This window comes from Methylobacterium sp. WSM2598, assembly GCF_000379105.1.
Classification (GTDB): Bacteria; Pseudomonadota; Alphaproteobacteria; order Rhizobiales; family Beijerinckiaceae; genus Methylobacterium.
This window is the reverse complement of the sequence record NZ_KB900609.1, coordinates 6,081,782-6,099,765: the sequence shown is the minus strand read 5'-3', so window position 1 is coordinate 6,099,765 and position 17,984 is coordinate 6,081,782. Positions and strand designations below refer to the sequence as shown.

At 73.4% G+C, this 17,984-nt stretch carries 14 protein-coding genes; 3 read left to right on the top strand and 11 right to left on the bottom strand.

Translation table 11 applies throughout. The features are described from left to right. Window positions 1–158: 158 nt before the first annotated feature. The 8 genes from MET2598_RS0128445 to murB all read right to left on the bottom strand — a co-directional run bounded on the left by MET2598_RS0128445 (window position 159) and on the right by murB (window position 10,419). Window positions 159–359 carry a hypothetical protein gene (locus tag MET2598_RS0128445; RefSeq protein ID WP_012336320.1) on the bottom strand — a complete coding sequence of 67 codons (201 nt, stop codon included), beginning with the start codon at window positions 357–359 and terminating at the stop codon, window positions 159–161. 201 nt (window positions 360–560) lie between these two features. Beyond that, complete coding sequence (gene recN, locus MET2598_RS0128440) at window positions 561–2,234, bottom strand: DNA repair protein RecN (protein ID WP_012336321.1); 1,674 nt, start codon at window positions 2,232–2,234, stop codon at window positions 561–563. 181 nt (window positions 2,235–2,415) lie between these two features. Then, window positions 2,416–3,312, bottom strand: a complete 897-nt coding sequence (locus tag MET2598_RS0128435) for an outer membrane protein assembly factor BamD (protein WP_012336322.1) — start codon at window positions 3,310–3,312, stop codon at window positions 2,416–2,418. Window positions 3,313–3,559: 247 nt separating this feature from the next. Next, the gene (lpxC, locus tag MET2598_RS0128430; protein ID WP_026190990.1) at window positions 3,560–4,507 is read right to left on the bottom strand and encodes a UDP-3-O-acyl-N-acetylglucosamine deacetylase; all 948 of its coding nucleotides are present in this window, start codon (window positions 4,505–4,507) and stop codon (window positions 3,560–3,562) included. A 404-nt stretch (window positions 4,508–4,911) separates the two neighbouring features. Next, the gene (ftsZ, locus tag MET2598_RS0128425; protein ID WP_018263168.1) at window positions 4,912–6,747 is read right to left on the bottom strand and encodes a cell division protein FtsZ; all 1,836 of its coding nucleotides are present in this window, start codon (window positions 6,745–6,747) and stop codon (window positions 4,912–4,914) included. 101 nt (window positions 6,748–6,848) lie between these two features. Then, the gene (ftsA, locus tag MET2598_RS0128420; RefSeq protein WP_012336325.1) at window positions 6,849–8,174 is read right to left on the bottom strand and encodes a cell division protein FtsA; all 1,326 of its coding nucleotides are present in this window, start codon (window positions 8,172–8,174) and stop codon (window positions 6,849–6,851) included. Window positions 8,175–8,226: 52 nt separating this feature from the next. Further along, window positions 8,227–9,201 (bottom strand): cell division protein FtsQ/DivIB, encoded by a 975-nt coding sequence (locus MET2598_RS0128415; protein WP_012336326.1) that lies wholly within the window; start codon window positions 9,199–9,201, stop codon window positions 8,227–8,229. A 303-nt stretch (window positions 9,202–9,504) separates the two neighbouring features. Next, window positions 9,505–10,419, bottom strand: coding sequence for a UDP-N-acetylmuramate dehydrogenase (murB, locus tag MET2598_RS0128410; protein ID WP_018263167.1), 915 nt, complete (start codon window positions 10,417–10,419; stop codon window positions 9,505–9,507). Between the two features lie 61 nt (window positions 10,420–10,480). On the opposite strand from murB, the gene MET2598_RS43115 reads away from it, so the two are divergent. Then, window positions 10,481–10,627: a hypothetical protein gene (locus tag MET2598_RS43115; RefSeq protein ID WP_236728829.1), complete on the top strand. Its 147-nt coding sequence runs from the start codon at window positions 10,481–10,483 to the stop codon at window positions 10,625–10,627. Between the two features lie 115 nt (window positions 10,628–10,742). Then, the gene (locus MET2598_RS38275) at window positions 10,743–11,009 is read left to right on the top strand and encodes a hypothetical protein (protein ID WP_051086536.1); all 267 of its coding nucleotides are present in this window, start codon (window positions 10,743–10,745) and stop codon (window positions 11,007–11,009) included. 70 nt (window positions 11,010–11,079) lie between these two features. Here MET2598_RS38275 and murC read toward each other — a convergent pair whose 3' ends face one another. From murC to MET2598_RS0128390, 3 genes are all read right to left on the bottom strand, one after another. Further along, the gene (gene murC, locus MET2598_RS0128400) at window positions 11,080–12,495 is read right to left on the bottom strand and encodes a UDP-N-acetylmuramate--L-alanine ligase (RefSeq protein WP_012336329.1); all 1,416 of its coding nucleotides are present in this window, start codon (window positions 12,493–12,495) and stop codon (window positions 11,080–11,082) included. Window positions 12,496–12,519: 24 nt separating this feature from the next. Continuing rightward, window positions 12,520–13,638: an undecaprenyldiphospho-muramoylpentapeptide beta-N-acetylglucosaminyltransferase gene (gene murG, locus MET2598_RS0128395; protein WP_018263166.1), complete on the bottom strand. Its 1,119-nt coding sequence runs from the start codon at window positions 13,636–13,638 to the stop codon at window positions 12,520–12,522. 104 nt (window positions 13,639–13,742) lie between these two features. Next, window positions 13,743–14,882 carry an FtsW/RodA/SpoVE family cell cycle protein gene (locus MET2598_RS0128390; protein ID WP_012336331.1) on the bottom strand — a complete coding sequence of 380 codons (1,140 nt, stop codon included), beginning with the start codon at window positions 14,880–14,882 and terminating at the stop codon, window positions 13,743–13,745. Window positions 14,883–15,135: 253 nt separating this feature from the next. On the opposite strand from MET2598_RS0128390, the gene MET2598_RS0128385 reads away from it, so the two are divergent. After that, window positions 15,136–17,958 (top strand): bifunctional transaldolase/phosoglucose isomerase, encoded by a 2,823-nt coding sequence (locus MET2598_RS0128385; protein ID WP_018263164.1) that lies wholly within the window; start codon window positions 15,136–15,138, stop codon window positions 17,956–17,958. The last annotated feature ends 26 nt before the right edge of the window (window positions 17,959–17,984 follow it).

Genomic DNA, 17,984 nt, shown 5'->3' with positions numbered 1-17,984 from the left:
ATTTCGGCTTCGCTCAAGCGCCGCGCGGGCTCGTGATCCAACGAATTGCGTCGCAATGCGGATTTCGGCTTCGCTCAAGCGCCGCGCGGGCTCGTGATCCGACGAATTGCGTCGCAATGCGGATTTCGGCTTCGCTCAAGCCCGCGCGGCGGGGTGCCTCACCGCGTGCGCTGCAACTCGCGCTCGCGGTGCCGCAGGTGCAGCAGCAGCTGGATCTGGTCGGCGGGCAGCGGCAGCCCGTCCGTCGTCTTCTCGTAGAAGGCCCGCAGAACTTGACCGAGCCGTTTCTGAATCTCGGCACCCAGTCGAGGCAGCCGGCGGTCGGGCGTCATGTCCGGCGTCACGGCGTCCTGCTCCATCGCGATCCCCCTGCGCGCTCAGGGGCCCCGGCAACGGGGCGCCCCGCGAGCCGAGAGGATCGGCCCCCATGGTTAAGGAAAGGTTAACTTTCAGACTTCGTTCACCATGCCGGCGCCCGGAAGCGGGGCGGCGCGACTCCGCTTACCCGAGCTTAACCATCGCCGCCGGGCTGTCCAGGGCGGGAGCCCGGCGAGCCCGCCTCAGGCCTCGGCGGCCTGGAGCAGCCGCGCCGCGGCGGCGCGGGCCTCCTCGGTGACGGTGGCGCCCGCGAGCATGCGGGCGATCTCCTCGCGGCGGGGCGCCTCGGCGAGGCGCGTCACCCGGGTGGCGACGCGGTCGGAGCCCTTCACGGCCTCCTTGGCGATCAGGAAGTGGCTGGCGGCGCGGGCGGCGACCTGCGGCGCGTGGGTGACGGCCACGACCTGAACCCGGTCGGAGAGCCGGGCGAGCCGAGCCCCGATCGCGTCCGCCACCGCGCCGCCGACCCCGGTATCGATCTCGTCGAAGATCAGGGTCGGGGCGGAGCCCTTGTCGGCCAGCACGACCTTGAGGGCGAGCATGAACCGCGACAGCTCGCCGCCCGAGGCGACCCTCATCATCGGCCCGGGGCGGGTCCCGGGATTGGTCTGGGCCCAGAACTCGACCCGGTCGAGGCCGGCGGGATCGCGGCTCGCCTCGTCGGTGGCGATCTCGGTGAGGAAGCGGGCGCGCTCGAGCTTGAGCGGCGGCAGTTCCGCCTGCACGGCCTTGTCGAGCTTGCCCGCCGCCCTGCGCCGCCCCTCGCTGAGGGCGCGGGCGGCCTTCAGGTAGGCCGCCTCGGCGGCGGCGAGGTCGGCCTCGAGCCGCCCCAGGGTCTCCTCCCCGGCATCGATCGCCGCCACGTCCGCGGCGTAGCGCTCGCGCAGGGCCGCGAGGTCGTCCGCCGCCACGTCGTACTTGCGGGCGGCCGCCCGCAGGGCGAACAGGCGCTCCTCCACCCGCTCGAGCTCGCGGGGATCGAATTCCGCCGCCTGCAGGGCGTGTTCGAGGGCGTCGCGGGCCTCGTCGAGGGCGACCAGGGCGGCGTCGAGGGCGGTCACGCAGGGATCGACCAGGGCCGGCGCCTGCGCGGCCCGGCGCTCCAGCTTGCGCAGGGCCGCCGAGAGGTGGGCGGCGGGGGAGCCCTGGCCGCCGACCGCGTCGAGGGCCTCGTTGAGGTCGCGGGCCACCTTCTCGCCCTGCTGCATGGCGGTGCGGCGCTCGGCGAGGTCGGCCTCCTCGCCGGGCTTCGGCGCGAGCGCGCCGAGCTCCTCCACGGCGTGGCGCAGGAAATCCGATTCCTTGCGGGCGGCCTCGACCCGGACGCGGTGCTCGGCGAGGCGCGCGCGCGCCTGCCGCACGCCCCTCGACGCCTCCGCCACCGCCGCCTGCCGCTCCTGCAGGTTGCCGAAGGCGTCCAGTATGGCGCGGTGGGTGGTCGGGTCGGCGAGCGCCCGGTCGTCGTGCTGGCCGTGGATCTCGACGAGGGCCGCCCCGATGGCGCGCAGCACCTGCACGCCCACCGGCTGGTCGTTGACGAAGGCGCGGGTGCGCCCGTCCGCGACCTGGACCCGGCGCAGCACGAGGTCGCCCTCGGTGTCGAGGTCGGACGCGGCCGCGATGGCGCGGGCCGGGTGGTCGAGGGGCACGTCGAAGACGGCGGTGACCTGCCCCTGCGCCTCGCCGTGGCGCACGAGCCGGCCGTCGCCGCGCCCGCCCAGGGCGAGCGTGAAGGCGTCGAGCAGGATCGACTTGCCGGCCCCCGTCTCGCCGGTCAGCACGCTGAGGCCGTCGCGGAAATTCAGCTCGAGCTTGTCGATCAGGACGATGTCGCGGATGGCGAGCTGAACCAGCATGCCGCCTGGCCGGGTCTCTCTGAGTGCGGAACCGCGCGTCTCTACAGGAGGACGGGCCGCGGCGCGAGGGGGACGCGCGGCCGCACGCGCGGCCATTCGCCCGAGCGCCGGGCGCGAGCGGCGGTGGGCCGGCCCGGGATCCGGGACCCGCCGGCGGCGCGCCGCCGGCGGTCGCTTCCGCCTACTGCGCCTCGGCGGTCTCGATCCCCACGATGCCGCGGAAGGCCTTGCTGATCCACGAGGACTTCTCCTCGCGGGGCTCGACGCCGCCCGATTGCAGCAGCGCGTAGGCGTCCTTGTACCAGGGCGAGTCGGGGAAGTTGTGGGCGAGCACGGCGGCGGCGGTCTGGGCCTCGGCCACGATGCCGAGCGCCATGTAGGCCTCCGCCAGGCGCTCCAGCGCCTCCTCGGCGTGGCGGGTCGTCTGGTACTTGCTCACCACCTCGCGGAAGCGGTTGATCGCGGCCGGGAAGTTGCGCCGATCCAGGTAGTAGCGGCCGACCGTCATCTCCTTGCCGGCCAGCTGGTCGCGGGTGATCTGGATCTTGGCCTTGGCGTCCGCCGCGTATTCCGAGGTCGGGTACTTCTGCACCAGCTCCTGCAGGGCGGCGAGCGCGCGCTCCGAGCGCTCCTGGTCGCGGGTCACGTCCGGGATCTGCTTGTAGTGCGACATCGCCAGGATGTACTGGGCGTAGGCCGCGTCCTTGCTGCCCGGATGGCGCTGCAGGTAGCGCTTCGCCGCCGTGATCGCGTCCTCGTACTTGGCGCCCTCGTAGTTCGCGTAGGCCGTCATCAGCACGGCTTTGCGCGACCAATCCGAGTAGGCGTATTCCTTGTCGAGGTTCTGGAACCGCTTGACCGCCTCGTCGTAGTCGTGGTCCTCGAGCTTGGCGAGGCCCTCGCTGTAGATCTTGTCGGCCGGGCGGCGCTCGATCACCTCCGGCTTGTACTTCTCCGGTCCGAACGGATTGATCGAGTCGAGCGCGTCGCAGGCGCTCAGGCCGGCGCCGCAGGCCGCGAGCAGCGCGACGCGAAGAACGGCACCCTTCGCACCGCGAAGCGAGGAGGCGAGAGGCATACGGTTCATCCTCAGGCAGGCGGCCCGCGCGGGCGCCGCGTTTGTCAATCCACTCCGCCCGCGGGTCCTTGACGGTCCGAGGCGCGGCGTCGACCTGTGCGGGGTGATTTGGGCGCGAAAACGGCGCGGTCCCCGCGGGGAAGGCCGGTCGGCAGGGCGGCGCGGGGTCAGGTCCGGCGGAAAGCTGCGCGCTGTGGCTTCGGTGCCACCTTCGGCCGCGAGGGCCGGTTGCGCGGAAGGGGCTGCCTCAGAGATCGGGGGCGTAGGCTGCCGCGCCGAGGCCGACGCCGAATTCGGCGAGGACGGGCTCGCGGCGGCTGCCGGCCGCCTCGACCACCGCGTAATTGGCGCGGTCCGCGAAGAGGGCGTCGAGGACGGCGACGTTGAGCCCGTGGCCGCCGCAATAGGATTGGTAGGCGCCGAGGATCGGCAGGCCGGCGAGGGCGAGGTCGCCCACCGCGTCGAGGAGCTTGTGGCGGACGAACTCGTCCGGGTAGCGCAGGCCCTCGGGATTGACGACGCCGCCGTCGCCGACCGCGACGGTGTTCTCCAGAGAGGCGCCCAGCGCGAACCCGGCTTTCCAGTAGCGCTCCACGTCGCGCATCATCCCGAAGGTGCGGGCGCGGGCGATCTCGCGGCGATAGGCGGCCGGGGTGAGGTCGAGGGCCTTGCGGCTGCGGCCGATCACCGGGCTCTCGAAGTCGATCTCGACGTCGAGGCGGAAGCCGCGCTCGTAGGGACGAAGCTCCGCGAAGGCGCGGCCCTTCTCGGCCCGTACCGGTTTCAGGACCTTGATGAAGCGGCGCGGGGCGCCGCAGGAGACGAGGCCGACCGAGTCGATGGCGGTGACGAAGGGGGCGCTCGACCCGTCGAGGATCGGCATCTCGGGCCCGTCGATCTCGACGAGGGCGTTGTCGACCGCGAGCCCGCGCAGGGCGGACATCAGGTGCTCGATCGTGGCGACCGCGCCGCTGTGGCGGTCGCCGATCACGGTGCAGAGCTCGGTGGCGGAGACTTGGCTGTGATGGGCCTTGATGATGCGGTCGAGGCCGGTCGGCATCCCGGTCCGGAGGAACTCGATGCCCTCGTGGGACTCGCGGGGGTGGAGCGTGACGGTGACGGGGTTGCCGGAATGGACGCCGATGCCGGAAAGGCTCACGGCTGAGCGGAGGGTCGTCTGCTGACTCGATCTCATTCTTCAGCCCCCGGACGCGATCCACCGTCGCGTCCCGCTTGGGAGACACGCTCGAGTGAGACCCATCCGCTGTTCGAAGCCCCTTGGGCGCTTCGGCCCGTCTGCGGCCCGCGCCCCTGCTTTGCTGTTGGGACACCTATAGTCGCGCTCGAAAGCGCGGCCAAATCACGGTTTCTTACGCTCTGTAACAACGCGGCGGCCCCGTTTCGGTCCCTGATTCGCTTTATATCACAGTGCTTTAGACAAGCGCCTAAGCCCCGGGACAGCGGGTCCCGGGGTGTGTCCGAAACACCTCAATGGCGGGTCGGGATGGCGTCCGTGCGGCGCCATCGCGGCCCTCCCGGGGCGCGTTCGTCCCGGTGCGGAACGGCCCCGTCCCGTTCCGGGACGGGGCGCGTCGGGGCTCAGTTCGCCTGCCGGCGCAGGAAGGCCGGGATCTCGAGCTGATCGTCGTCCATCATGCGCGGGGCGGGCGCGGCCCGGCCCTGCGGGTCGAGGTTGCCCTGGGCCGGCCGGTAGCCCTGCGGCTGCGCCGCGTAGCTCTGCGGCGCGGGGGCGCGCGGCGCCGGCGGAGCGAGCGGGGCCTGCGGGGCGCGGGCGACCGGCGGCTGCGGCGCAGGCGCGTGCAGGCCTTGAGCGTGCAGGCCTTGAGCGTTCAGACCTTGGGCGTGGTGCATCGCCGGGGCCTGCATGGCCGGTGCCTGGGGCGCCGCGGCCGGTGCCTCGTCGGCGCGCAGGCCTCCGAAGCCGACCGTGGCGAGGCGGCGCAGCAGCGAGGTGCGCTTGGCGTCCGGGGCGGCCTGCTGGGGCGCGGGCTCCTCGCCACGGCTGGCGCGGATCTGGGCCTGGGCCGGCAGCGGCAGGTCCTGGACCCGCGGCATCCGCGGCGCCCGCACCACCGCCGGGGACGGCGGGATGAAGGGGGCGGAGGCCGAGACCATCGGCTGCTCGACCTGGGGCGCCGGGGCCGGCGGCTCGTAGGCCGGCATCGCCCGCGGCTGGGCCGGGGTGATCTGCACCTCGTCGTGGATCAGGGCCGGCGCCATCTCGGCGCGGGGCGCCTCGGCCATCGGGGCCGCCATCGGGGCGACCGGCTCCGGCGCCGGAGCCGGGCGCGCGGGCGCCGGCTCGGCCGCCCGGTAGGCGCCGGCCGCGGGGGCCTGAGTCTGGTTGGCGCGGGCGCGGGCCTCGGCGCGCAGCCGGTCGGCGACTTCCGCGATGCGCTGCTCGGTCTGGGCGAGGTCGGGGGCGTTCACCGCGTGGGCGGTGATCAGGGCCGGCTCGATGCCGGTCGCCACCACCGAGACCCGGATGATGCCGTCGAGGCTCTCGTCGAAGGTGGCGCCCAGGATGATGTTGGCGTCCGGATCGACCTCCTCGCGGATGCGGGTCGCGGCCTCGTCGAGTTCGTAGAGGGTGAGGTCGTTGCCGCCGGTGATCGAGATCAGCAGGCCGCGGGCGCCCTTCATCGAGACGTCGTCGAGGAGCGGGTTGGCGATCGCGGCCTCGGCGGCGCGGTTGGCGCGCTTCTCGCCCGACGCCTCGCCGGTGCCCATCATCGCCTTGCCCATGCCGCGCATGATCGCCCGCACGTCGGCGAAGTCGAGGTTGATCAGGCCCTCCTTCACCATCAGGTCGGTGATGCAGGCGACGCCCGAGTAGAGCACCTGGTCGGCCATCGCGAAGGCGTCCGCGAAGGTCGTCTTCTCGTTCGCCACCCGGAACAGGTTCTGGTTGGGGATGACGATCAGCGTGTCGACGGCGGCCTGGAGCTCGGAGATGCCCGCCTCGGCGGTGCGCATCCGGCGCACGCCCTCGAACTGGAAGGGCTTCGTCACCACGCCGACCGTCAGGATGCCCATGTCGCGGGCGGCCCGGGCGATCACGGGCGCCGCGCCCGTGCCGGTGCCGCCGCCCATGCCGGCGGTGATGAAGCACATGTGGGCGCCCGAGAGCTGGTCGCGGATCTCGTCGATCACCTCCTCGGCGGCGGCGCGGCCGACCTCCGGCTGCGAGCCGGCGCCCAGGCCCTGGGTGACGCCGATGCCCATCTGGATCACGCGCTCGGCCTTGGAGGAGGTCAGCGCCTGCGCGTCCGTGTTGGCGACCACGAACTCGCAGCCGAGCAGCCCCGACTCGATCATGTTGTTGACGGCGTTGCCGCCGGCCCCGCCCACGCCGAAGACCGTGATGCGCGGCTTGAGTTCCCGGATGTCCGGCGCTTGGAGACTGATGGCCATGATGCGCGTGCCCCTTGTGGTGTCGTGAGCGCCGACCGGCGCCGGTGTGTCGTCCCGCTCGCCCCCGGGGCCTGTTCGAGCCCGGCCGGGCGCTCGATTGCTCAGAAGCTCTCCCGAATCCAGCGCCCGACGCGCTCGATGTAGGTCGAGTCCGTGTGTCCCTTGCTCCCGTGGTGCCCCTTCGGCTCGAAATGCTCGACGTGGGAGACCTGCGGGTAGACGAGGAGCCCCACCGCCGCCGAGAAGGCCGGCCCCTTGGCGGCCTCCGGCAGACCCTTGATGCCGAGCGGCCGGCCGATGCGGACCTGCCCCTGCAGGATGCGGCGGGCGACCTCCGGCAGGCCGACGAGCTGGCTCGCCCCGCCCGTGAGCACCACCCGGCGGCCGGCCTGGGCGGCGAAGCCCGCATTGCGCAGCCGGTCGCGCACCAGCTCCAGCACCTCCTCGACCCGCGGCCGGATGATGCGCACGAGCTGCGATTTCGGGATGTGATGCGGCAGGTCGCGCTCGTCCTCGTCGACGCCGTGGACCGCGATCATGTCGCGCTCGTCCGAGGCGGTGGCCATGGCGGCGCCGTAGAGCGTCTTCAGCCGCTCGGCGGCCGCCACCCGGGTCGAGAGGCCGCGGGCGATGTCCATGGTGACGTGGTGGCCGCCGACCGCGACCGCGTCCACGTGGACGAGGTGGCCGCCCGAGAAGACGCCGACGCTGGTCGTGCCCCCGCCCATGTCGACCACCGCGACGCCCATCTCGGCCTCGTCGTCGACCAGGGCCGAGAGGCCCGAGGCGTAGGGCGTGGCGATCACCGCCTCGACCCCGAGATGGCAGTTCTCGACCGCCAGCATCAGGTTGCGCGCGGTGGCGATCTCCGAGGTGACGACGTGCAGGTCGACCCCGAGGGTCTCGCCGATCATCCCCGAGGGATCGACCACGGCGCTCTGCTGATCGAGGGAGTAGCCGGTCGGCAGGGCGTGCAGGACGGCGCGGCCGGGACTGACGCTGTGCGTGCTCGCCGCCTCCAGCACCCGCTGCACGTCCGAGCCGGTGACCGGGCCGGTGCGCACCGGCACCCGCGCCTCGAAGTGCTGCGAGCCGAGCCGTCCGCCCGACAGGTTCACGATGACCGATTGCACCTCGCACTTGGCCATGCGCTCGGCGGCGTGGACCGCGTGCCGGATGGCGTTCTCGGCGGCTTCGAGATCCACCACTGCCCCGCCCTTCAGGCCGAGGGAGCGCTGGTGCCCGATGCCGATGATGCGCGCGAGGTGCGTGCGGCCGCGCAGGGTCGACAGGGTCTCGACCGGCAGGAGCTCGGCCACGAGGCAGACGACCTTGCTGGTGCCGACGTCGAGCACCGACAGGGTCGCGCTGCGCCGCGCGGAGAGCGGCTTCAGGCGGGGCGTGAGGCCGTGCTGGAGGAGACTCATGACGCAACGCCCGCGCGGACAGCTGGGATGGGGAGGGAGGGGGCGGAGCGCGTCATGTCTCGGTCCCCTTCGCCTTCGGCTTCTTCCTCATCGCCTCCTGGCGGGCGGCGGCGCCCTCCTCGGTCAGGCGCACCACGACCCGGTCGGGCATCCGCAGGTCGACCGCGATGATGTCCTTCTCCAGGAGGCGCGACTCCGCCTCGATCCGCACGAGGCGGGCCATCGCCTCCCGGGCGCCGCTCTCCGGCAGGCGCACGTCGATGCCGTCGAGCTTGAGCGTCCAGCGCCGGCCCGAGACCAGGGTCCCGGCGCGGATGCGCTCCCGCAGCGGGCCGGCCGCGTCGAGGAGGTCGAGGTATTCCTTGGTGCGCAGGTTCGCCTCGTCCCCGACCACCAGGGGCAGGGTCGCGAAGCGCCCGTCGCGCATGCGGTCGATCACGGTGCCGTCCGCCGAGATCACCGAGATCTCGCCGTTGCGCTGCCACAGGGCGCTCGGCTCGCGCTCGGCGAGCGTGACCACCAGTTCGTGCGGGTAGATCTTGCGCACCGAGACCGAGCCGATCAGCGGCACCTCGGCCAAGCGGTCGCGCACCGCCACCACGTTGAGGAAGGGCAGCGAGTTGCGCCGGTCGATGCCCGCGGCGTGCAGGATCTCGGCCGGCTGCAGCTGCACGAGCCCGGCGATCGTGACCTTGTCGAGGCCGAACCCGGCCGCGCGGGCGACGATGTCGAGGGGCGTGCCGGAGCGCGCCACCATCTCGGCATAGGCGCCGCTCGCGACGAAGCCCGCCGCGCCGACGAGGCCGAAGAAGCCGAAGACGAGGCTCGTCCCGACGAGATGCGGCAGGCGCTGCTCGGCCGGGATCGCCACCGAGGCGCGACGCGGCCGCAGGAAGCGCGGCAGGTAGCGGCTCAGATCCCCGGGCAGCCCCCTTCCGGCCGGAGCCGCGGCGGGGGCGCTGCCGGCCGCGCCGCCGGCGGGGCCGGCGGCGATCGGCGGTTCAGGAAAGCGTCCTCCACCATCCATGGGGCGAGTTCACCGAAACTGGACCCGACGCGGGCGATCTGATCCGACGCGGACGGCCCCCGGTCCCCTGGATCCGGCGTGCCGGCGGCTCCACCTCCCGCCTCGCGCCGGGGCGTGAACCCCGACGGTCGCGGATCGCTGGAGGCCGGCACGCCGCTGCCCGGGCAGCCGAGTGCTTGATGCGCCGTTAACGCCGACTGTCGAACCAGCTGGTAAATTTTCGGTTTAATTTCGCCGGCAGACGAGGTGGCGATCCACTGGTCGCGCCGGCCGTCGCGCCCGCGCAACGCCCCGCCCCGGAGCCTAGGCCGGAACACCGATCCGTTTGATTTCCCAGTGCAATTCGACGCCCGACTGCGCCCTCACCCGCGCCCGGACCTCCTCGCCCAGCCCCTCGATCTCGGCCGCGCTGGCGCCGCCCGTATTGATTAAGAAGTTGCAGTGCATCTCCGAGACCTGGGCGCCGCCGCGGCGCAGGCCGCGGCAGCCGGCCGCGTCGATCAGCTGCCAGGCCTTGCGGCCTTCCGGGTTCTTGAAGGTCGAGCCGCCGGTGCGCTCCCGGATCGGCTGGGCCGCCTCGCGGGCCGCCGTCACCCGGTCCATCTCGGCGAGGATCGCCGCCCTGTCGCCCGGCCGGCCGCGGAAGAGCGCGCCCGTGAAGACCACGCTCTCCGGCACCGCGGCGTGGCGGTAGGAGAAGCCCATCTCGGCATGGCCGAAGCGGCGGATCTCGCCCTCCCGGGTGACGCCGCGCGCCTCGACCAGCACGTCGGTCGTCTCGCCGCCATGGGCGCCGGCATTCATGCGCAGCGCCCCCCCGACCGAGCCCGGGATGCCCCGGTAGAAGGCCATGCCGTCGAGTCCGGCCTCGGCCGCGGCGCGGGCGAGCCGCACGTCCGGCACGGCGGCGCCGGCGCGGACCGTGTCGCCTTCGATCTCAATGCTCCCGAAGGCGCGGCCGCCGAGGCGGATCACCAGCCCCCGCACGCCGCCGTCGCGCACGATCAGGTTCGAGCCGAGCCCGATCACGGCGACCGGCACCTCGGCCGGCAGCGCCCGCAGCGCGGCCGCGAGATCCTCCTCGTCGGCGGGGGTGAAGAGGAGGTCGGCGGGGCCCCCGACGCGGAACCACGTCAGGTCGGCGAGCGGGTGGTCGGGCAGGAGGCGTCCGCGCAGGCCGGCGGGCGCGAGGAGCGCGAGGAGGTCGTGGGAGGTCATGGATCCATCCGCGCTCGACACGGGGTGCCGAGCGGTCTCAAGTGTGATTGACGCGGCGTCGATGGGTCGGACCGTGGTCTTCTCGCGCGCCGCCCGCGCGCTCGGCCGCTTGCCGGGCAACGTCGAGGCCCTCATCCGGGAGAAGCTCGACCCCCTCGCGGCGGAGCCGCACGCGCTGACCGACAACGTCGCCGCGCTGCGGGGATAGCCCGGCGACCGGCTCCGGGTCGGGCCTTGGCGGATCCTCTTCACGACGGCGGGCGATCGCATCATCGTCCACGCGGTCGGGCCGCGCGGCTCGGTCGACGAGTCGGATCCGGCGCATGACCATCGTCCGCACCAAGACCCCGGCCGGCGAGCCCGTCGTGATCCTGTCCGAGGAGGCGTTCGAGCGGCTGCGCAGCCTGGCCGAGGAGACGGAGCACGGCCGCGTCGTCGCGGCCTCCAGGGCGCGGCTCGAGGCCGGAATCCCGGCGCGCCGGCCGGCCGCGATCGAGCGGGATGAAGCCGTCGCCGACATCGAGGTGGATGCTAGGCTGGCGCGGGCGCCGCGGATCGACGTCGAGGATCTCGTCCGGCAAGCCGGATGAGCCCGCGCGCGGTCGCGGGCGGGCACCGCGCCGGTTGGCGCCCGGGGCCGCGCATGCCTCGCGGGGCCGCTCACGCCGCCTTCTCGCCGAGCGCCGAGAGCTCGCCCGGCAGCGCGTAGGCCCATTGCGTGATGTTGCCGGCGCCCAGGCACACGACGTAGTCGCCGGGGCCGACGAGCCCGTTGACCAGGCCGGCGAGATCCTCGCTGCGCTCCAGCGCCACCGCGTTGCGGTGGCCGCGCGACTTCAGGCCCGCCACCAGCGTGTCGCGGTCGAAGCCCTCGATCGGCGCCTCGCCGGCCGCGTAGACCGGGGCCACGATCACCGTGTCGGCGTCGTTGAAGCAGGTGCAGAAATCGTCGAACAGCGAGGCGAGCCGCGTATAGCGGTGCGGTTGCACCACCGCCACCACATTGCCCTCGGTCGAGGCGCGGGCGGCCTTCAGCACCGCCTTGATCTCCACCGGGTGGTGCCCGTAATCGTCGAAGATCTGCGCGCCGTTCCACTCGCCCGTGCGGGTGAAGCGGCGCTTCACCCCGCCGAAGCCGGCGAGCGCCCGGCGGATCGCCTCGGGCGCGACGCCGAGCTCGTGCGCCACCGCGAGGGCCGCGGTGGCGTTGAGCGCGTTGTGCTTGCCCGGCATCGGCAGGACGAGATCCTCCATCTCCAGGCGGAAGCCCGGCCGGCGGTCGCGGATCATCACCCGAAAGCGGCTCTGGCCCCCCCTCAGGTCGACGTCGATCAGGCGGACATCCGCCTGCGGGTTCTCGCCGTAGGTGATGATGCGGCGGTCCTCGATGCGCCCGACGAGGTCCTGCACGGTCGGGTGATCGATGCACATCACCGCGAAGCCGTAGAACGGGATGTTGTCGATGAAGGCCCGGAACGCGTCCTTGATGGCGTCGAAGGAGCCGAAATGGTCGAGGTGCTCCGGGTCGATGTTGGTCACGATGGCGATGTCGGCGGGCAGCTTGAGGAAGGTGCCGTCCGATTCGTCGGCCTCCACCACCATCCACTCGCCCTCGCCCATGCGGGCATTCGTGCCGTAGGCGTTGATGATGCCGCCGTTGATCACCGTCGGGTCGAGCCCGCCGGCGTCGAGCAGCGTGGCCACCAGCGAGGTCGTGGTGGTCTTGCCGTGCGTCCCCGCCACCGCCACGCAGGACTTGAAGCGCATCAGCTCGGCCAGCATCTCGGCCCGGCGCACCACCGGCAACCGGCGCTCGCGGGCCATCGCCAGTTCCGGGTTGTCGCGGCGGATCGCCGTCGAGACCACGACGAGCTCGGCCTCCGCGAGGTTCTCCGCCCGGTGGCCGACGAAGGTGCGGATGCCCTTCTCGGCGAGGCGCTTGACGTTGTAGTTGTCGGCCGCGTCCGAGCCCTGCACCGTGTAGCCGAGATTGTGCATCACCTCGGCGATGCCGGACATGCCGATGCCGCCGATGCCGATGAAGTGGATGGGTCCGAGCTTGTTCGGCAGCTTCATGGGTCGGGTGTCCTTGGCGAACGGTCAGCGGGTCGAGGCCGCGATCGCGGTCTCGACCACCAGGGCGGCGAGGCGCTCGGCGGCGTCGGGGATCCCGGTCCTGCGGGCGGCGGCCGCGGCGGCGGCGAGCCGCTCGGGCGCGCCGAACAGGGCCTCGAGATCGGCCGCGAGCCGCTCAGGAATGAAGTCCGTTTGTGGTCGGGGAAAGGCAGCGCCCGCCGCGCCGAGCACGGCCGCGTTGGCCGCCTGGTCCTGGTCGAGGGAGCCCGGCAGCGGCACCAGGATGGCGGGCCGGCCGATCACCGCGAGTTCCGCCACCGTCGAGGCGCCCGAGCGCGCCACCACCAGGTGGGCGGCGGCCATCCGGGCCGGCAGGTCCTTGAAGAAGGGCGCGACCGAGGCCGAGGCGAGCCCGGCGCGGCCGTAGATGGCCTCGGCCCGGGCGAGGTCCTCGGCCCGGGCCTGCTGCACCACGTGCAGCCGGGCGCGCAGGGGGGCCGGCAGGCGGGCGACCGCCTCGGGCACGACCTCGCTCATCACCCGGGCGCCCTGGCTGCCGCCGAAGGCCAGGAGGTGGAGCGGGCCGTCCGGTGACAGGGCCGGGTACGGCGTGTCCGCCGCCGCCAGCACCGCCGGGCGCACCGGGTTGCCGGTGTGGACGCGCCGCGCGCCCGCCCGCGCGGGCACGCCGCGCACCTCGGAGAACCCGGTCGCGATCACCGAGGCGCCGCGGGCGAGGAAGCCGTTCGCGCGGCCCATGACGGCGTTCTGCTCGTGCAGGAGGGTCGGCACCCTCAGCATCTGGGCGGCGAGGAGCGGCGGCACGGTCGGGTAGCCGCCGAAGCCCACCACCACCGCCGGGTTGAGCCGCCGCACCGCCCGGATCGCCGCCGCGAAGCCGCGGCCGAGCGTCAGGAAGGCCGCCCCGCGGGCGAGCGGCGAGCGCCCCGAGGGGGTGGCCGAGGGGATCGACACGATCTCGGAGGCCGGGAAGCCGCCCGAGAGCGCCTCGACCCGGCCGTCGCTGGCGAGCACCACCCGGATGCCGCGGTCGCGCAGGCGCAGCGCCAGGGCCTCCGCCGGGAACAGGTGCCCGCCGGTGCCGCCGGCGGCGAGGAGGACGAGGGGTTGCGCGACCGTCATGGCGGGCCTTCCATCTCCGATGCCGGCCGCTCTTTAGGCAGGTTCGGCCGCAAGATCACCCCCGGGTTGCGTCCCTTCGGGGGCGCCGCGCCGGCGGGCGCCCCTCACCGCGCGAGGCCCTCGTCGCGGTTGAGGAGGGCGGTGCGCGGGCGGCGCCGGGTGAGCGCGACCAGGAACCCCATCCCGAGGGCGAGCGAGATCAGCGACGAGCCGCCGGAGGAGATGAAGGGCAGCGTCATGCCCTTGGCCGGCATCAGGCGGACATTCACCAGCATGTTGATGCAGGCCTGCAGTCCGAACAGCGTCGTCAGGCCCGTGATGGCGAGCCGGCAGAAGATGTCCTCGCTGCGCCGCGCCAGCGTCAGCCCGCGCATCACGATGAAGGCGAAGAGCAGGACGACGCCGATGCAGGCCAGGGTGCCGAACTCCTCGCCCGCCACCGAGAAGATGAAGTCGGTATGCGCGTCCGGCAGGTGGCGCTTGGCCACCCCCTCCCCCGGGCCGGTGCCGAACCAGCCCCCCATCAGGAAGGATTCCTTCGACCAGAAGCCCTGGAAGTTCTCGGTCGGCTCCTTCTCGAGGAAGCGGTGGATGCGGTCGCGCACGTGCGGCAGGAACTGGTAGGCGGCGCCGACGCCGAGCAGGCCCGCCCCGCCGAGGCCCCCCACCCAGATCCAGTGCAGGCCGGCCACGAACACCATGCAGCACCACACCATGGTGAGCAGCATGGTCTGGCCGAAATCGGGCTGCAGGATCAGCGGCACGATGGTCATCGGCAGGAGCATCACCGCGAGCGTGCCGCCCGGCATGTCCCGGCGCCGCGCTCCCTCGGCGAAGGCCCAGGCGGCCAGCACCACGAAGGCCGGCTTCACGAATTCGGAGGGCTGGACGCCGATCGAGCCGAACTGGATCCAGCGATGCGCGCCCTTGATCTCCGGCCCGTACTTGGTGGCGACCACGCAGAGCACGATCCCGATCAGGTAGGTGACGAGGGCGAGCCGGCGCACGTGGCGCAGCGACAGGAACGACACCGCCAGTATCAGCCCGATCGAGGGCACCAGGAACATCACCTGGCGGTTCAGGAAGTGGAAGGTCGGCAGGCCGAGGCGCTCGGCCACGGGCGGGCCGCCCGCCATCAGGAAGACGAGGCCGATCGTCATCAGCGTGCCGAGGCCGGCGAGCAGGGCCCGGTCGACGGTCCACCACCAGTCGCCGAGATGCGAGCGTTCCGCGCGGGAGATCATGGGGTCGGGGATCCTCGCTGGCGGGCGGGCGGCCGCCCGCCGGGCCGCCGCCTGCCGGGCGTCCGCGGCCTGCGCCGCCACGGCGGGCCGAGCCGCGGGCGGCCTCTCCATCCCCTGAGGATCGGGCCGAATGGTAAACCGCGCGTTTCCGCGCCGCCCGGAACGGCCATCCTCGGCGCGAGGGGGCGATTTCCCCCTGGACAGCGGCTCCCCGCTCGCCACATTCCGGCGTGACGGAATCAGGGAGACCGGCATGAATCCGCTGAAGGCGCTGCATGCGGAGCAGGGTCAGGCCGTGTGGCTCGACTTCGTGGCGCGCGGCTTCGTCGCCGGGGGCGACCTGCAGCGCCTCGTCGCCGAGGACGGTCTGCGCGGCGTCACCTCCAACCCGGCGATCTTCGAGAAGGCGATCGGCCACTCGGACGCCTACGACGCGGCCCTGCGCGAGGCCGGCGACGGGGCGGTGATCGAGCTCTACGAGGGGCTCGCCATCGCCGACATCCGGGCGGCGGCGGACGTGCTGCGGCCGGTCTACGACGCGTCCGGCGGGCAGGACGGCTTCGTGAGCCTCGAAGTCTCGCCCTACCTGGCGATGAACACCGCCGAGACCCTCGAGGAGGCGCGCCGCCTCTGGGCCGCCGTCGGCCGCGACAACCTGATGATCAAGGTGCCGGCGACCCCCGAGGGGCTGCCGGCGATCCGGGCCCTCACCGCCGAGGGCATCAACGTCAACGTCACTCTCCTGTTCTCGCAGGAGGTCTACGAGGAGGTGGCGACGGCCTACATCGCGGGCCTGGAGGAGCTCGCCGCCAGGGGTGGGCCGGTCGGCCGGGTGGCGAGCGTCGCGAGCTTCTTCGTCAGCCGCATCGACTCGGCGGTCGACGCGAAGCTCGACGCGCGGATCGCGCGGGCGGGCGGCGACGAGAGGGCCGCCCTGGAGGGGCTGAAGGGCAAGGTCGCGATCGCCAACGCCAAGCTCGCCTTCCAGCGCTTCCGGCGGCTCTTCGCCGGGCCGCGCTGGGCGGCGCTGGCGGCCAAGGGTGCGCATCCCCAGCGCCTGCTCTGGGCCTCCACCGGCACCAAGAACAAGGCCTACTCGGACGTGCTCTACGTCGAGGAACTGATCGGGCCGGACACGGTCAACACCATCCCGCCCGCCACGATGGACGCGTTCCGCGATCACGGCCGGGTGCGGGCGAGCCTGGAGGAGGATGTCGGCGGGGCCGAGCGGGTGCTCGCCGACCTCGCGCGCGCCGGCATCGACCTCGACGCGGTGGCCCGGGACCTCGTCCGCGAGGGCGTGCAGCTCTTCGTCGACGCCGCCGACAAGCTCCTCGGCGCGGTGGCGGCCAAGCGGGCGCAGATCCTGGGCGACCGCCTCGACCGCCAGGCCCTGTCGCTCGGCGCCCTGCGAGAGGGCGTCGACAGGGAAGCCGAGCGCTGGCGCGCCGAGGGGCTGGTGCGCCGCCTGTGGCAGCGCGACGCCTCGGTCTGGACCGGGGCCGACGAGGCGCGCTGGCTCGGCTGGCTCGACATCGTCGCGGACCAGACCGCCCGGGCCGGCGACTACGCCGCCTTCGCCGAGGAGATCCGCTCCGAGGGGTTCACGGACGCGGTGGTGCTCGGCATGGGCGGCTCCAGCCTCGGGCCCGAGGTGCTGGCCGAGACCTACGGCCGGCGGCCCGGCTTCCCGCGCCTGCGCATCCTCGACTCGACCGACCCGGCGGAGGTGAAGGCCGTCGAGGCGGCGGTCGACCTGCCCCGCACCCTGTTCATCGTGGCGTCGAAATCCGGCTCGACGCTCGAGCCGAACGTCTTCCGGGACTACTTCCTCGCCCGCATGCGCGAGGTCGTGGGCGAAGCGGCCGGGCGCCACTTCGTCGCCGTGACCGATCCGGGCTCGGCCATGGAGAAGGCCGCCACCGCCGGCGGTTTCCGGCGGATCTTCCACGGCGTGCCGGAGATCGGCGGCCGCTACTCGGTCCTCTCGGCCTTCGGGCTGGTGCCGGCGGCGGCGAGCGGCATCGACGCGGCGGCCTTCCTGGAGGGCGCGCGCCGCATGGTGCGGGCCTGCGGCCGGGACGTGCCCCCGGCGGTCAATCCCGGGGTCCAGCTCGGCCTCGCCCTCGGGATCGCCGCGCGGGAGGCGGGCCGCGACAAGGTCACGCTCGTGGCCTCGCCTGGCATCGCGACCTTCGGGGCCTGGGCCGAGCAGCTCATCGCCGAGTCGACCGGCAAGGAGGGCAAGGGCCTGATCCCGATCGACAACGAGCCCCTCGGGGCGCCCGAGGTCTATGGCGGCGACCGGTTCTTCGTCTACCTGCGCCTCGACGACGGCGCCGACGCGGCCCAGGATGCGGGCGTGGCGGCGCTCGAAGCCGCCGGCCACCCGGTGGCGCGGATCGCGCTCGCCTCCCGCGAGGGCTTGCCGCAGGAGTTCTTCCGGTTCGAGATCGCCACGGCGGTCGCCGGGGCGGTCCTCGGCATCAACCCGTTCGACCAGCCCGACGTCGAGGCGAGCAAGATCAAGACGCGGGAGCTGACGGAGGCGGCCGAGCGGGACGGCGCGCTGCCCCCGGAGACGCCGCTGGCGCAGGATGCGGGCCTCGCCCTCTACACGGACGCGGCCAATGCGCAGGCGCTGCGCGAGGCCGGGGCCGCGGACCCGGAAGGCCTGATCCGCGCGCTGATCGGGCGGGCGGGCGCGGGCGACTACGTCGCGCTCCTCGCCTACGTGGCGCGCAACGCGGAGAACCTCGCCCCCCTGCAGGCGGCGCGCCTCGCCCTGCGCGACGGAAAGCGGGTGGCGACCTGCGTCGAGTTCGGGCCGCGCTTCCTGCACTCGACGGGCCAGGCCTACAAGGGCGGGCCCGACAGCGGCGTCTTCCTGCAGATCACCGCCGAGGGGCCGGACTTGCCGATCCCCGGCCGCGCGGTCGGCTTCGGCACGGTCCTTGCGGCGCAGGCGCGGGGCGATTTCGGGGTCCTGTCGGAGCGCGGGCGGCGGGCGCTGCGCGTCCACGTCAAGGGGGACCTCACGGCGGGGCTCGATCGAATCCGCCGGGCCCTGACCTAACTGGTGGCGGGTGCGCGGCCGCCTCG

Excerpts from the sequence above, each read along its gene's own strand:
- MET2598_RS0128415 (WP_012336326.1), bottom strand. The coding sequence starts at position 9,201 with ATGGATGGTGGAGGACGCTTTCCTGAACCGCCGATCGCCGCCGGCCCC.
- ftsZ (WP_018263168.1), bottom strand. The coding sequence starts at position 6,747 with ATGGCCATCAGTCTCCAAGCGCCGGACATCCGGGAACTCAAGCCGCGC.
- MET2598_RS0128435 (WP_012336322.1), bottom strand. The coding sequence starts at position 3,312 with ATGCCTCTCGCCTCCTCGCTTCGCGGTGCGAAGGGTGCCGTTCTTCGC.
- MET2598_RS0128445 (WP_012336320.1), bottom strand. The coding sequence starts at position 359 with ATGGAGCAGGACGCCGTGACGCCGGACATGACGCCCGACCGCCGGCTG.
- recN (WP_012336321.1), bottom strand. The coding sequence starts at position 2,234 with ATGCTGGTTCAGCTCGCCATCCGCGACATCGTCCTGATCGACAAGCTC.
- murB (WP_018263167.1), bottom strand. The coding sequence starts at position 10,419 with ATGACCTCCCACGACCTCCTCGCGCTCCTCGCGCCCGCCGGCCTGCGC.
- MET2598_RS43115 (WP_236728829.1), top strand. The coding sequence starts at position 10,481 with ATGGGTCGGACCGTGGTCTTCTCGCGCGCCGCCCGCGCGCTCGGCCGC.
- lpxC (WP_026190990.1), bottom strand. The coding sequence starts at position 4,507 with ATGAGATCGAGTCAGCAGACGACCCTCCGCTCAGCCGTGAGCCTTTCC.
- murC (WP_012336329.1), bottom strand. The coding sequence starts at position 12,495 with ATGAAGCTGCCGAACAAGCTCGGACCCATCCACTTCATCGGCATCGGC.
- murG (WP_018263166.1), bottom strand. The coding sequence starts at position 13,638 with ATGACGGTCGCGCAACCCCTCGTCCTCCTCGCCGCCGGCGGCACCGGC.
- MET2598_RS38275 (WP_051086536.1), top strand. The coding sequence starts at position 10,743 with ATGACCATCGTCCGCACCAAGACCCCGGCCGGCGAGCCCGTCGTGATC.
- MET2598_RS0128385 (WP_018263164.1), top strand. The coding sequence starts at position 15,136 with ATGAATCCGCTGAAGGCGCTGCATGCGGAGCAGGGTCAGGCCGTGTGG.
- MET2598_RS0128390 (WP_012336331.1), bottom strand. The coding sequence starts at position 14,882 with ATGATCTCCCGCGCGGAACGCTCGCATCTCGGCGACTGGTGGTGGACC.
- ftsA (WP_012336325.1), bottom strand. The coding sequence starts at position 8,174 with ATGAGTCTCCTCCAGCACGGCCTCACGCCCCGCCTGAAGCCGCTCTCC.